The following is a 13,453-nucleotide window of genomic DNA, read 5'->3' on the forward strand; positions in this document are numbered from 1 at the left end:
TGGAGGTTCAGAGAAAACGATCGATGCGAAACGCGGTGATGTCGATCTCGGTGCGGCCGTGCACGATCAGGTCGGTCACGAGTTGGGCAACGACGGGCGCCAGCGTGTAGCCGTTGGAGCTGACGGCGTTGTAGAAGCCGGGCACGCCGGGCACCTCGCCGAGGATGGGTGCGCCGTCGATGTTGACGTTCATGCCGGCCCAGCAGCGCACCATGTGCAGGCCGCTCACGGCGGGCAGCACCCGGCGCGCCACCCACAGGCTGCCCTCGATGCTGGCGCGCTCGGCGCGGTTCAGGCGCATGTCCTCGTGGAAGGCGGCCGTCCAGCCGCCGCCGATGATGAGTCCGCCGCTGGTCGCCTGCTTGAGGCTCAGGTGCCGGTCGGCATGCGCGATCAGGTGGTCCACCAGCGGCGGCGCCGGCTCGGTGACGATCATCTGCAGCGGCGCGCCCTTGACGGGGATCTTCACGTCCAGCATGTCGCCGACGGTGCTCGACCAGGCGCCGCTCGCGTTGACGATGCGGCCCGCATGAATGGTGCCGCGCGAGGTGTGGACCGTGAAGCCGGCGCCATCGCCGGGCAGCCGCTCGATGTCCTGCACATTGCAGCCACGCAGGATGCGCGCGCCTTGCTGCTGTGCGCGCGCCGCTACCGCATAGGTCGCGCGCAGCGGGTTGATCTTGCCTTCCATCGGGCACAGCTCAGCACCCAGCAACTGCTCTGAAAGCGCGGGCGAGAGCCGCCGCAGCTCGGTGCCGTCGATCACTTGCGCGTCGATGCCGTGCCCGCGCTCCAGCTCGGCCTTGGCCTCGATGAAGCGCATGCCGGCCACGCTGTCGGCCACCATCAGACCGCCGGTGATCTTGATCTCGAGGTCCTCGTCGCAGTCGGCCTCGATCTGCTGCCAGAGGCGTACCGACATCGGCCCGAGCGGCAGCGTGGCCGCGGCCGGGCCGCCGCCTTTCTGGGCCTTGGCGCCGAAGTCGAAGGACAGCAATTGCACGTGCAGGCTGCCCGCGTTGGCGCCGGAGGCCTGCAGGTTGATGTCGTCACGCTCCACCACCGTGACGTCCCGGCCGGCCTTCGACAGGTAATAGCCGAGGCACGATCCGAGCACGCCGGCGCCGATCACCAGCACCTCGGTGCGCAGCGGCGCGAAGGGCGCGTGCTCCACGGGCCGGGCAAGGTTGGGGGTGATGGCAGGCTTGTGGCCGCCCCATTCGGGCTTCTCGAAGCCCAGCGCACCGGCCGGCACCGGCTTGGCCGGCGGGCGTGGCGCGAAGTACTGCTCGACCTCGGGCGGCCGCCCCGTCAGCTCGCTCACGAGCTTCGCGGCGGTCACCGCGCAGTAGCGGCCCTGGCAGCGGCCCATGCCCAGGCGCGTGTTGCGCTTGAGCGCGGCCAGCGTGTCGCGGCCGGCGCGGATCTGTTCGCGCACCGAGCCGAAGCTGATCTCCTCGCAGCGGCACAGCAGCGTGTCGTCGGGCGTCGTCGCCAGCGAGATCGGCGGTGCCTGGTAGAGGGACCACAGCGCCTGCTGGAAGCACTCGGCCTTCCGCAATTGGCCGAGCTCCTTGCGCGGCTCGGGCGCGCGCAGGTCGAGGATGCGCGCTGCCGCCGTGCCGGCCAGCGCTCCGCGTGCCAGTGCGACGCGCGAGCCGCCCATGTCGGCACCGTCGCCCACGACGAACACGCCGGGCAGGCTGGTGGCGCCGTCTTCGCGCGTCACCGTGGCGAGGTGGCCGAGATGGCGATCCACCGTGCGGTGCTCGCAGCCCAGCATGCGCGCCAGTTCGGTGGAAGGAATGAAGCCGTAGCCCAGGCACAGGGTGTCGGCCTCGAAGCGCAGCGTCGCCGATTGCCCATCGATCGCCGCAGCCTGCACGGCGCGCAGTTCGTCCTCGCCTTCGGCGGCGACCACCGCGTGGCCCCACAACAATGGCACGCGATGGGCGCGCAGTTGTCGCATGTAGCGCCAGCCGTCGCGCAGCAGATCGGGTGCGGTGCGCGCGGCCGTCGCTAGTTGTCGCCATTGGCCCAGGGAAGGGCGCATGGCCGATTCGAGCACCGCGACGACCTCGGCGCCGCCCGCCAGCAGTTCCGCGGCCAGCTGCAGGTTGAGCGGCCCGTTGCCCGCAATCAGCACCCGTTGGCCCGGCGTCACGCGGTAGGCCCGCGCCAGCGTCTGAGCGGCGCCGGTGCTCATCACGCCCGGCAGCGTCCAGCCGGGGAAGGGCACCGGGCGCTCGTAGGCGCCCGGTGCGATCACGAGCTGCCTGCAGCCGATGACGGTCGCGTGCCCGTCGATCAGCGCGCCGACCTCCCGGGGCGAGAACGCGGCCCACACCTGTGCGCCTTGCTGCACGGTGACGCCGGCAGCGCGCACTTGCTGTTCGAGCGCGAGGCCATCCGCGAACTGGCGATCGGGCGGCGCAGCCGCCTGGTGGGAGGGCGCCAGCGGCTTGTAGAACTGGCCGCCCGGCTGCAGGCGTTCGTCGAGCACGAGCACCTCGGCTCCGGCACGCCGCGCCGCGAGCGCCGCCGACAGGCCCGCCGGCCCGGCGCCGACGACCAGCAGGTCGACCTGCCGGCTTGCCGGCTCGGCGGCCGCTTCGGGCGCGAGCGGGCGCAGCGGATCCGCCGGCGTTCCCGCGGGCATCGCGGAGCGCACCTGCTGGCCGTCGGCCACCTTGGTGAGGCACGCGCGCTGGCTGGCCCGGCCGTCCACCGTCACCAGGCAATCGAAGCAGGCGCCCATGCCGCAGTACAGGCCCCGGCGCTCGCCGCCGCGGGTATGGCGCAACTGCCGGATGCCGCCGGCGGCCAGGGCGGCGGCAATGGTTTCGCCCTCCAGGCCGTCGATCGGCCGGCCGTCATACCAGAAGCGCACGGGGCGCCCGCTGGCGGTGATGGAGGGATGGGTCAGTCGGGCGCTCATTGCAGATCGAAGCAAAAAACCGCATTGACGCGATTGAATGTATACGTATACTACACGTATACATATACTTCGTCATTCGATTTTCAACGAGGACCGCGATGACAGCCTTCCGAGGCACCTATACGGTGCTCATCACCCCCATGACCGCCGACGGCAAGCACGTAAACGTGCCGGCATTGAAGAAGCTGGTCGACTGGCAGATCGAGGAGGGCATCCACGGGCTCATCCCCTTGGGAAGTACCGGCGAATTCCTGTCGTTGACGGCCGAAGAGAGACAGTTGGTGATCGAAACCTGCGTGAGCACGTCAGCAAAACGCGTGCCCGTGCTGATCGGCACCGGCGCGGAGTGGACCGACGAGTGTGTGCGGCTGAGCCGCGAGGCCGAGACCATGGGCGCCGACGGCGTCATGATCATTCCGCCGTTCTACAGCACGCCCACCGACGACGAGCTGTTTGCGCACTACCGCAAGGTGGGGGAGGCGATCGGCATTCCGATCATGGTCTACAACAACCCGGCCACGGCCAATGTCGACCTCAAGCCCGAGCTGGTGGCGCGCCTCTCCCGCATCGACAACTGCAGGTACATCAAGGAATCGACGCTGGAGGTCACGCGCGTGCGCGACATCATCGAGCTCTGCGGCGACCGCATGACCGTGTTCGCCGGCATCCTCGGCTACGAATCCTTCTGGCTAGGCGCACAGGGCTGGGTCGCGGTGTGCTCCAACCTGATCCCGAAGATGTCGGCGCGCCTCTTCGAGCTGGTCGCCGACGAGCGCGACATGCCCGCCGCGCTCGCGCTCTACAAGAAGATGCTGCCGATCGTGCGCTGGGTCGGCGGCCACCGCTACGTCGCGGCTTCCAAGGACGGCCTGTCGATGATGGGCCTGCCGGTCGGCAAGCCCCGCGCGCCGCGCCTGCCGCTGCCCGAGGCCGATGCCGTCGATCTCCGGCGTGCGCTCGACCAGCTCGGGCTGCTCGACTCGATCCGCGCCTGAGCGTCCCCGTTTCCCCTTGCTCGTCTCGTCCCTCTCCTGAAGGAATCCATCATGAAATTGCTTCCCGCTCTCGCATCGGCAACGGCTCTCTTCGTCTTCGGCGTGGGCGGGGCTCAAGCCCAAGCCCAGGCCCAGGCCTGCAAGTCGCCGGTGCCCGACTCGGCGCTCGTCAAGAAGGGCACCCTGGTGATGTCGGTCAACCCGACGCTGCCGCCGATGCAGTTCGTCGACCAGACCGGCGCGCTCAAAGGCATGCGCGTGGAGCTCGGCGAGGCCATCGCCAAGCGCCTGTGCCTCACGCCCGAATACGTGCGCATCGAGTTCTCGGCCATGATCCCGGGCCTGCAGGCCGGCCGCTGGGACGTCATCAACACCGGCATCTTCTACACCGAGGAGCGCGCCAAGCTGATGCAGATGCTGCAGTACGAAGACCAGGCCATCAGCATCAGCACGGCCAAGGGCAACCCGCTGAAGATCGCCAAGCCCGACGACCTCTCCGGCAAGAGCATCGGCGTGGAGATCGGCGGCTTCGAGGAGCGCAAGGCGCGCGAGCTCGACAAGCAGCTCACCGACAAGGGCATGAAGGGCATGACCATCCGCACCTTCGAAAACTTCGCGATGGCCTTCCAGGCACTGCGCGCGGGCCAGGTCGAGGTCGCGCTGTCGATCGACTCCACCGGTGCCGAATACCAGAAGCGCGGCGATTTCGATCGCGTGCTGCACGGCCTGTTCCCGACGCCGGTGGCGCTGGCCACGCGCAACAAGGAACTCGCCGTCGCGATGGCCAAGGTGCTCAACGAGATGAAGGCCGACGGCAGCTTCCAGAAGCTGTTCGACCAGTACGGCGTGAAGGCGATCGACGGCGCAGTGACCGTCAAGGGCCCCGCGGGCTGAGCGCGCTGCAGCCCCTCTGCACACGAAGGAAAGTCCATGGGACAAGGCTGGAACTGGTCGGGGTTCGCCGACTACCTGTTCAATCCGTACATCCTGAACGGGGCGGTCACCACGCTGTGGCTCACGCTGGCGGCCATCGCCGGCGGCCTGGTGGTGGGCTGCGCGCTGGCCCTGGCCCGGCTCTCCAGCCAGCGCTGGCTGGCCGGGCCGGCGCATTTCTACATCTGGGTGTTCCGCGGCACGCCGCTGCTGGTGCAGCTGATCATCATCTACACCGGGCTGCCGCAGCTCGGGCTGAAGCTGTCGGTGATCGAGTCGGCGCTGCTCGGCCTGATCCTCAATGAAGCGGCCTACCTCGCCGAGATCGTGCGCGGCGGCATCCAGTCGGTGCCGGTGGGCCAGCTCAATGCGGCGCGCGCCGTGGGCTTCAGTCAGGCGCAGACCATGCGCTACGTCGTCATGCCGCAAGCCATGCGGCTCATCATCCCGACGCTGGGCAACAGCATCAACGGCCTGCTCAAGACCACCTCGATCACCTCGGTGATCTCGATGGAGGAACTGCTGCGCCGCACGCAGGTGCTGATCCAGGAGAAGTTCATGGTGCTCGAGCTCTTCCTCGTCGCCGCCATCTATTACCTGCTGATGACCACCGCCTGGGACTTCGTGCAGCGCCGCATCGAGCGCCACTACGGCCGGGCCTACGGCAATGCGAGCGCGCCGGTCGTGGCCGCCGACGTGGTGCTCGAGCAGCGCTAGCCGGAGATTTGCAATGAGCAGCTACGACCTGATCCTCCGCAACGCCGACATCGCCACCGTGGGCGATCGCTACAAGGCCGACATCGGCGTGCGCGACGGACGCATCTGCGCCATCGCGCAGGGGCTCGACGGCAGCGCCGCCCGCGAGATCGATGCGGCCGGTCGGCTGGTCACGCCCGGCGGCGTCGACGGCCACTGCCACTTCGACCAGCCGACCAGCGACGGCTCGCGCTTCGCCGACGACTTCTTCACCGGCACGCGCTCCGCGGCCTGCGGCGGCACTACCACCGTGCTGCCCTTCGCGGCCCAGCAGAAGGGGCGCAGCATCCAGGAAGCGGTCGACGACTACCACCGGCGCGCCGAGGGCAAGGCGGTGATCGACTACGCCTTCCACCTGATCGTCGCCGACGCCACCAAGGACGTGACGCAGCGCGAGCTCCCCGCATTGATCGACAAGGGTTACACCTCCTTCAAGATCTACATGACCTACGACGATCTCAAGCTGAACGATCGGCAAATCATCGAGGTGCTCGCCGTCGCGCGCCGGCATGGCGCCATGACCATGATCCACGCCGAGAACAGCGACTGCATCGCCTGGCTTACCGAGCAGCTGCTCGATGCCGGCCTCACCGCTCCGCGCTACCACGGCAGCTCGCGGCCGATGGCGGTGGAGCGCGAGGCCACGCACCGGGCCATCGCGCTGGCCGAGCTGGTCGATACGCCGATCCTGATCGTGCATGTGTCGGGCCGCGAGGCGGTCGAGCAGATCCACTGGGCGCGCGGGCGCGGGCTGCCTATCCATGCGGAAACCTGCCCGCAGTACCTGTTCCTGAGCGCCGAAGATCTGGGCATCGATCCCGACGACCCAATGCACGGGGCGCGCTGCATCTGCAGTCCGCCGCCGCGCGACAAGGCCAACCAGCAGTTCATCTGGAACGGGCTCGCGAGCGGGCTCTTCACCATCTTCTCGTCCGACCATGCGCCCTTCAACATGAAAGGCGCCGACGGCAAGCGCGTCGCCGGCGACCAGCCTTCCTTCGACCGCATCCCCAACGGCATTCCGGGCGTGGAGACGCGCCTGCCGCTCTTGATGAGCGAAGGCGTGCTCGCGGGCCGCATCGACATCCACCGCTTCGTCGAGCTCACCTCCACCAACCCGGCGCGCCTCTACGGCCTGTACCCGAAGAAGGGAACGATCGCGGTCGGCAGCGATGCCGATCTCGTGGTGTGGGACGTCTTCGCACCCGGGCAGGAGAAGCCGATCTCCAACGACATGCTGCATCACGCCGCCGACTACACGCCCTACGAGGGCATGAAGCTGCGCGCCTGGCCCGGCGTCACTGTCTCGCGCGGGCGCGTGGTCTGGCAGGACGGCGCGTTCTCGGCCGAGGCCGGCTCAGGCCGCTTTCAGCCCTGCCTGCGGCCGCGCGCGCCAAACGACGGCAACCCGCTGGACAAGTGGTTGTGAACATTGCGGCCCCGGCGATGCCGGCCTGATAAGCTTTTCCCCATCCCTCGTGGAAAGAGCCTCTTCTCGCATGCCAAGCCTCCCCAGTCCGACGCAACCCGCCACCATCACGATCGCACCGCTCGAGGTGCGCTCCGCCAGCCTCGCCGAGCAGGCCTACGAGCGGCTGCGCACGCTGATCCTCGACCGCCAGATCTCCGCCGGCAGCCCGCTGCAGGAAGGGCGCCTGGCGGAGGATCTGCGCATCTCGCGCACGCCGATGCGCGAAGCGCTGGTGCGCCTGGCCGGCGAGGGGCTCTTGGTGCGGCGCGACGCGCGCTCCTATGCCGTGCGCGCGCTGGGCACCAAAGAGTACTTCGACTGCATGCGCGCGCGCGAGGTGATCGAATGCGAAGCCATCGCGCTCGCCGTCGGCAAGATCACGGATGCGGAAATCAACACGCTCGAGGCCGACATCCGCGAACTCGACAGCGGCGAGCACAACGAAACGGAGCACTGGCATTTCGACGACCGCTTCCATCTTCTGATCGCCACCGCCAGCGGCAACGTGGTTTTTCCCCGGCTGGTGGAAGAACTGCGCGTCAATGCGCGGCTGTTCCGCCTGCACAGTCCGCTGCATCGTCAGCGCGAGAACCACGACGAGCACGGCGAGATAGTTCGCGCGCTGCGCGCCCGAGATCCGGAGCGGGCGAGGACGGCGATGCGCAAGCACCTGCGCAGCCTGCAGGAAGACGTTAAGCGCGCGCTCATCGAGTGATGCCGAAATCCTCCTCAGCTTGCGATCCAAGGGGAGTGCCACTTCCTTGAGCGGCCTGCGATCCGCATTCGCTGCCGAGCGAAGCGCAAGCAGCCCGGCCACGACAACCAGAGCGGCACCGATCGCGTGCCCCACCGAAATCGGCTAGAACGCGACATCACTATTTTGGCGCGTACAGACTTTGTCGAGGCAAAGTTGTAATGTCGCATTGCCAGGGACAGCAAGAACCGCCACAGGGTAGCGGCAGGTGGCTGAAAGCTGATACCGGCGCGACAGGCTCCTTGCACGAAAGCGCCCACCAGTGCAGAGGCGCCTTACGTCCGCTCTGCCGCGCTTGCCACGCCCCGGTAACCGGCATCGCCAAAGGCCACCATCTCTTCGCCGTGAAGCAGGGCGGCGGCCTGGGTCACGTCATTGACGTTGGCCGCCGTGGTGACCACCGTATGCACGAGACCGATTCGACATCGACGCCGATATAGGCACACAATTGAGACGGTGGAACGGACTTAGTGAGCCCCCAAGTTTGTCGAATCTCTGCCATGGGGCAAACCGCAGGCCGCGTCGTGTTGACCGCGAGCCAAGCCGAACGGGACACCTTTCTTGAAAAGCTCGATTGCAAGGCGAAAGAGCTTGCCGACGGGCTCTTGGCCAGCCAAGCGGCCCCGGTGGGCGCCGCCGGGCGCTAGCTGCAAAAGGTGCCTACTGCGCGTGAACCGCATGGCCAACTTGCTGGTCGAGAGACTTCAAATCGTTAAAAGAAGTGGCTCTTTTGCCTGACGGTGCTGGTAGAGGTTGCTTCCGTGCCGATCAACGGCCGCGCCGTCGGCGAGCCCGACCAAGCCAAACCATAGTTCCTATAGTTCGCTGGAGCACGGTCTGGGCGCTCAGCGCAAGGCCTGAGGAAACGCCTACCTGAGTCCTATGCGGTGGGGACGCCAGCGCCCGGCATATGGACAGCCACGCTCGGATCGTGGATGCTGGAGCGACGCGACACGGGTCGAGGAAAGAAGCCGTGTCGTCCTCACATGCCACGCCGATGGGAACGTGGAATGGGCATCCAGTGCCAGCCCCATGTCTTTCGACGTGTCGGCCGCTGGCTGCCAGTCCAAGTCAGGAGTAATGCCGACGACAACCGGGAATGCAAGCAAACCGGTGCTGCCATCTGACGGCATGCCGCGAGGCAGCCGCATCGCGATCCACCGACGGTGACATGCCATGACGTTCCAGACCTCGACCTACGCCAACTTCATCTCCGACGACACGGCTGCCCGCGAACGCCTTTTCCTGCAGTACATGGGCTGGCGAGACGACTTTGACATCGTCATCGTCGGCTCGGGCATCGGCGGCGGGGTGCTGGCTGACGACCTAGCCGACCGGCTCGGCCGTCAGAAGCGGATCCTGCTGCTGGAGGCCGGCTCGTTCATCTACCCGACCCATGTCTACAACGTCTGCCGCTTCCCCAACAGCAGCCTGGCCAAGCACTTCGCTTGCGACACGTTCGTGCAGGCGGGTGGAAGCGGGGCGCAAAACTACATCGGTGAGAAACCGCAGTTGAACTTCGGCGGTCGCTCAATCTTCTGGTCCGGGCTGATTCCGGCCGTGCAGGCTTGGGAGCTCGACTACTTCCCGCCGCAGGTGCGGCAGGATTTAGCCTCCGGTCTGCTGGATCGAGCCGGAGAGACGATGAACATGTCGCGCACGATGGGCGCCACAGCCCGGGCGGTGGCGGAGCGCTTGAGGCAGTCGCCGCTGGCAGACGATTTCTTGATCGAGGAAACGCCACGCGCTCTGCACCAGCCCTACCTGGCGAGCGACGGCACGCCGAAGGACCAGTTCCACACGGAGCCGACCGGCGTGTTCAACACGGCCGAGCTGGTCCTGAACCAGCTTGGCCTGACGCCAGGCACCAGCCACGGCGACGGCCCTGGCCTGCACATGCTGCTCAACCACTTTGTCGAGGACGTGCAGAACCACCACGACCGGCTGGAGTTGGTGGTCCGCGACACCCGCAGCGGCAAGGCCCGTGTTTTCAAGGCCGCAACGGTCGTGCTTGCCGGCGGGTCGATCGAAAGCCCCAAACTGCTGCGCCGCTCCAGCATGTACCCATGGCTGCCCGACAGCGTGAAGCCCCTGGTCGGCCGCGGCCTGACCGACCACCCGACGTCGAACGAGATCACCTCGTTTGTCACCGGCATCGGCGGCCGTCCGCTGGGCGCCATCGACCACGGCAAGATCGTCTTCTACTCGCGCGGCCGGCGGGATGCGAACCAGATCCGCTACCCCTTCAACGTGGAGATGAACCTCAACCACGAGTACTGGCACCTGCGAAACAACGATCCCATGGCCGAGGCTGCGGCCGGGCCACCCGGTGCGGCGCGCCTGGACATCAAGTTCAGCTTCGGCAACTGCCTGGACGACAACAACGAGATCCGGCCGGCGCCGCCCTTCGGCTACGTACCGGAGATTGTCTTCCGCAACCAGAGCTGGGCCGACTACCTGGCCAATTCACGCTTCCTCGCGCTCGCGGGCTGGCAGAAGTCTTCCACAGAGATCTGGGACGTGCTCAACCGCGTGGCCCTGGACATCTTCGCGCAGTTCGAGTCCGGCGGACTGCCCGCTCAGCCCGCCGACGGTGCCCGCTACGGGAGCGGCGGCCTGGGCTTCGGCTGGGGTACGGTGCACCACGCAGTAGGCAGCCTGCGAATGCCGTACCGACCGCGGCTGGACGCGCCATTCTCGGCCGACTCTGTAGTCGACGAGAACCTGCTTGTCGTGGGCACGCACCGGCTCTACGTCTGCGACATGTCCGTGCTACCGCTGAGCACCGCGGCCAACCCCGTGCGCACCCTGACTGCGCTGGCCTTGCGGCTGTCAGAGCACCTCGGCTGAAGCCGCGTTCGAAGATGCAGTCGCACGATGACGCCGATGAACCACCGCTTCCAACTCGCCCGCGGCCAGAATCAGCCCCTCGTCCGCCTTCCTCGTGACCTGATCCATCTGCTATGGCAGCCCGCTCGCCGTAGCTCGGTAGAGGCCGGCATCGGGTCGACCTTTAGGTGCCACAGAGCGCCATCGTCAACATCGTCAGAAAGGGGCTGGCGAACGAACGACTTCGACAGGCCCGATCCCGCTGTAGACGGTCTCGCCGTTCTTGAGCGATGTCACGGTCCAGCGCTCGCCGGGCGTCACCTTGTAGTCGCCAGGGTCCAGCGGCAGCTCTAGCTCCTCATGGATGCCTAGGCCCAGCCAGGATGGCATGCGTAGCAGAGTTGGGCTGCGGGGAAAAAGTTCTTGGGTGGGTTGGAGCGCGTTCATGGTTCGTCGATATTGCCTTCCTCGTCCCACGCCTCCCGCGCGACCTCAACGGGTTCACGGTTGACGTTCTGGCGGTAGAGCTCTTCAGCAAGGTCCAAGACCTGGTGAGGGTCGGCATTGCCTTCTGCAAGGCGGCACCACTCGGCCAAGAAGGCATGCTGCCATCTGAACCAAGGGTCGTTCGCCAACTGCGCTAAGGCGTCGTTCATCTCAAGATCTCCATTTGCCATTCCTGCAGTACCCATGCTTGTTCATGCTTCTCCAGTCCGACGACGCGTATCTCGTCGCCTAGCACGGATGTGACGCGCGGCTCATAAAGCTGTGGGCCGCTCTCGTTCTCTGGGCCACTGAGGAACAACACCACGACCATGCGGTCGTCATTGGACCTGCGTGTGCTCAGGAGCGTGCCCTGGTACTCCTTCGGCTTCTGGTTCCACGTCAGGGATCGGCCTCCAATCCGCCGCGGTGAAACTCTGACTCTCATACTGTACAAATATACAGTTTCAGATGTCGCAGAATCTGTCGAATCTGCTACCAGTTTGGAGACGGCCATTTGCAGCCACTATCAAGCCGAGAAGCGACGCAAGCAGCTCGAGAAGCGGTTCGGGCTCAAGCTGCCGCCTGACTGGGAGCCCCCGCCCGGTGGGCTGCACATCTACCCGACGCAAAAGGCGCCGTTCATCCGCCGGCCGCCCGAGCGTGATTCAGGGGATCAGGCGGTGCCGGACTTCGAGATCGTCGAGGGGCACTTCGGCCTCCTGCCGGGCTTCGCGAAGGATGCCGGCTTCGGCAAGAACACGTATAACGCCCGGAGCGAGACCGTGGACCAGCTCGCAAGCTTCAAGCAAGCATGGGCGCAGGCTCGCCATTGCATCGTGCCCTGCGAGGCGATCTACGAGCCCGATTGGCGCACCGGCAACGCGATCCCGACCAGGTTCACCGCGGCCAATGACGAGACGCTCGGCGTTGCCGGTCTGTGGGCGCCGTGGAGGAACCCGCAGACAAGCTTCTGGGAACTGAGCTTCACCATGCTGACCATCAACGCAGACACGCACGCGCTCTTCAAGGAGATGCACCGGCCGGACCTGAAGCGCCCGCCCGAGCAGCAGGACAAGCGCATGGTGGTGATCCTGCCCGAGGACCTGTACGAGGAGTGGCTTGACGCGCCCGTTGAGCGGTCGCGGTCTTTCCTGAACCAGTACCCGGCCGAGCATCTGGTGATGACGCCCGAGCCGCCTCCGCCGAAGACGCCCAAGCAGAAGCCTGAACGCGCCAAGCCTAAGCAGCCCCCGGATCAGCCTACGCTGTTCTAGTTCGATGCAGGGGCTCCGCGGCGCACGCGTCAGTTCGCGGTGATCTTGCGATTACGCACGATGGCGCTCCATTTCGCGTCCTCTCTTTTCATGAAGTCGGCGAGTTGTGCGCGCGTCGTCGGCTGCGGCGTCAGGCCGTGCTTGTCGAGGGCATCCTTCACTCCCGGATCAGCCAGCACCTTGACGATGGCCTCGTTCCACCGCTCCAGCAACGCCACCGGCGTCTTGCCTGGCGCCACGAAGGCATACCAGTTGAGGGCCTCGAACCCGGGATAGCCCGATTCCGCCACGGTCGGTATGCCGGGCAAGTACGCCGGCCGCGTCAGACCCGTTGTCGCCAAGGGAATCAGATTGCCGGCCTCCACCTGAGGCAAGGCCGTAGGAGGCGCCGAGAAGTACGAGGCGATGCGCTGGCCAAGCAAGTCCTGCAGCGCTGGCGCACCGCCCTTGTAGGGCACATGCACCATGTCGATTGCGGCTTGTTGATTGAAGAGCTCGCCCGCCAAGTGAGAAGCCGAGCCCGCGCCGGTCGATGCGAAATCGATGCTGCCGGGCTTCTTCTTGGCGAGAGCGACGAATTCAGCCAGGGTCTTCACCCCCACGCCCTTGTGCACGACCAGAACATTGGGAAAGTTCACCCCGCCTGAGATCGGAGCCAGATCCTTGAATGGGTCATAACTCACCTTCATCACATGGGGCGCGATGGTGAGGGGTCCGATCGACCCGAACAAAAGCATCGACCCATCTGCCGGCCCGTTCGCAACAAACTGATGAGCGATGTTGCCCCCGGCGCCTGCCTTGTTGTCGACGATCACCGTGCGGCCGATGTCTTCGCCGAGCTTCTTGGCGATCATGCGTGCGGCAGCGTCTGCCGCCCCGCCGGGAGCGAAGCCGACGACCACAGTGATCGGCTTCTTCGGTGGAAAGTCCTGCGTCTGTGCCTGCGCATGCGCGGTCAGGCAGAAGGCCGGGGCGAGGATGGCGGCTTGCAGGAAATGGCGCTTTTTCATTGGTGGT

General features: G+C 66.5%; 11 protein-coding genes and 1 pseudogene. 7 read left to right on the forward strand and 5 right to left on the reverse strand.

Translation table 11 applies throughout. The features are described from left to right. Window positions 1–7 precede the first annotated feature (7 nt). Window positions 8–2,938: an FAD-dependent oxidoreductase gene (locus tag AC3A6B_RS10320; RefSeq protein WP_487836618.1), complete on the reverse strand. Its 2,931-nt coding sequence runs from the start codon at window positions 2,936–2,938 to the stop codon at window positions 8–10. Between the two features lie 98 nt (window positions 2,939–3,036). Between AC3A6B_RS10320 and AC3A6B_RS10325 the strand changes: the two genes are divergently transcribed. The 5 genes from AC3A6B_RS10325 to AC3A6B_RS10345 all read left to right on the forward strand — a co-directional run bounded on the left by AC3A6B_RS10325 (window position 3,037) and on the right by AC3A6B_RS10345 (window position 7,808). Beyond that, complete coding sequence (locus tag AC3A6B_RS10325; protein WP_487836619.1) at window positions 3,037–3,933, forward strand: dihydrodipicolinate synthase family protein; 897 nt, start codon at window positions 3,037–3,039, stop codon at window positions 3,931–3,933. Window positions 3,934–3,984: 51 nt separating this feature from the next. Then, window positions 3,985–4,827 (forward strand): ABC transporter substrate-binding protein, encoded by an 843-nt coding sequence (locus AC3A6B_RS10330; RefSeq protein WP_487836620.1) that lies wholly within the window; start codon window positions 3,985–3,987, stop codon window positions 4,825–4,827. Between the two features lie 36 nt (window positions 4,828–4,863). Next, complete coding sequence (locus AC3A6B_RS10335; protein ID WP_487836621.1) at window positions 4,864–5,583, forward strand: amino acid ABC transporter permease; 720 nt, start codon at window positions 4,864–4,866, stop codon at window positions 5,581–5,583. Between the two features lie 13 nt (window positions 5,584–5,596). Further along, window positions 5,597–7,051: a dihydropyrimidinase gene (gene hydA / locus AC3A6B_RS10340; RefSeq protein ID WP_487836622.1), complete on the forward strand. Its 1,455-nt coding sequence runs from the start codon at window positions 5,597–5,599 to the stop codon at window positions 7,049–7,051. Between the two features lie 70 nt (window positions 7,052–7,121). After that, window positions 7,122–7,808, forward strand: a complete 687-nt coding sequence (locus AC3A6B_RS10345; RefSeq protein ID WP_487836623.1) for a GntR family transcriptional regulator — start codon at window positions 7,122–7,124, stop codon at window positions 7,806–7,808. A 323-nt stretch (window positions 7,809–8,131) separates the two neighbouring features. On the opposite strand, the pseudogene AC3A6B_RS10350 reads toward AC3A6B_RS10345, so the two are convergent. Continuing rightward, window positions 8,132–8,289 (reverse strand): annotated as a pseudogene (locus tag AC3A6B_RS10350) (transposase); the annotation flags it as partial. Window positions 8,290–9,023: 734 nt separating this feature from the next. On the opposite strand from AC3A6B_RS10350, the gene AC3A6B_RS10355 reads away from it, so the two are divergent. Next, window positions 9,024–10,697 (forward strand): GMC oxidoreductase, encoded by a 1,674-nt coding sequence (locus tag AC3A6B_RS10355; protein WP_487836624.1) that lies wholly within the window; start codon window positions 9,024–9,026, stop codon window positions 10,695–10,697. Between the two features lie 195 nt (window positions 10,698–10,892). Here the strand turns inward: AC3A6B_RS10355 and AC3A6B_RS10360 are convergent, their stop codons facing one another. Together AC3A6B_RS10360 and AC3A6B_RS10365 are read right to left on the reverse strand one after the other, a co-directional pair. Next, entirely contained in the window at window positions 10,893–11,066 is a 174-nt protein-coding gene (locus tag AC3A6B_RS10360; RefSeq protein WP_487836625.1) for a hypothetical protein, read from the reverse strand. A gap of 53 nt (window positions 11,067–11,119) precedes the next feature. Then, complete coding sequence (locus AC3A6B_RS10365) at window positions 11,120–11,332, reverse strand: hypothetical protein (protein ID WP_487836626.1); 213 nt, start codon at window positions 11,330–11,332, stop codon at window positions 11,120–11,122. 330 nt (window positions 11,333–11,662) lie between these two features. On the opposite strand from AC3A6B_RS10365, the gene AC3A6B_RS10370 reads away from it, so the two are divergent. Further along, complete coding sequence (locus AC3A6B_RS10370; RefSeq protein ID WP_487836627.1) at window positions 11,663–12,436, forward strand: SOS response-associated peptidase; 774 nt, start codon at window positions 11,663–11,665, stop codon at window positions 12,434–12,436. A gap of 29 nt (window positions 12,437–12,465) precedes the next feature. On the opposite strand, the gene AC3A6B_RS10375 is transcribed toward AC3A6B_RS10370, so the two are convergent. Then, on the reverse strand, window positions 12,466–13,446 hold the full coding sequence (locus AC3A6B_RS10375) for a Bug family tripartite tricarboxylate transporter substrate binding protein (RefSeq protein WP_487836628.1): 981 nt from the start codon (window positions 13,444–13,446) through the stop codon (window positions 12,466–12,468). Window positions 13,447–13,453 lie beyond the last annotated feature (7 nt).

The sequence above is a fragment of the Variovorax sp. Soil_C_33 genome, assembly GCF_057656935.1.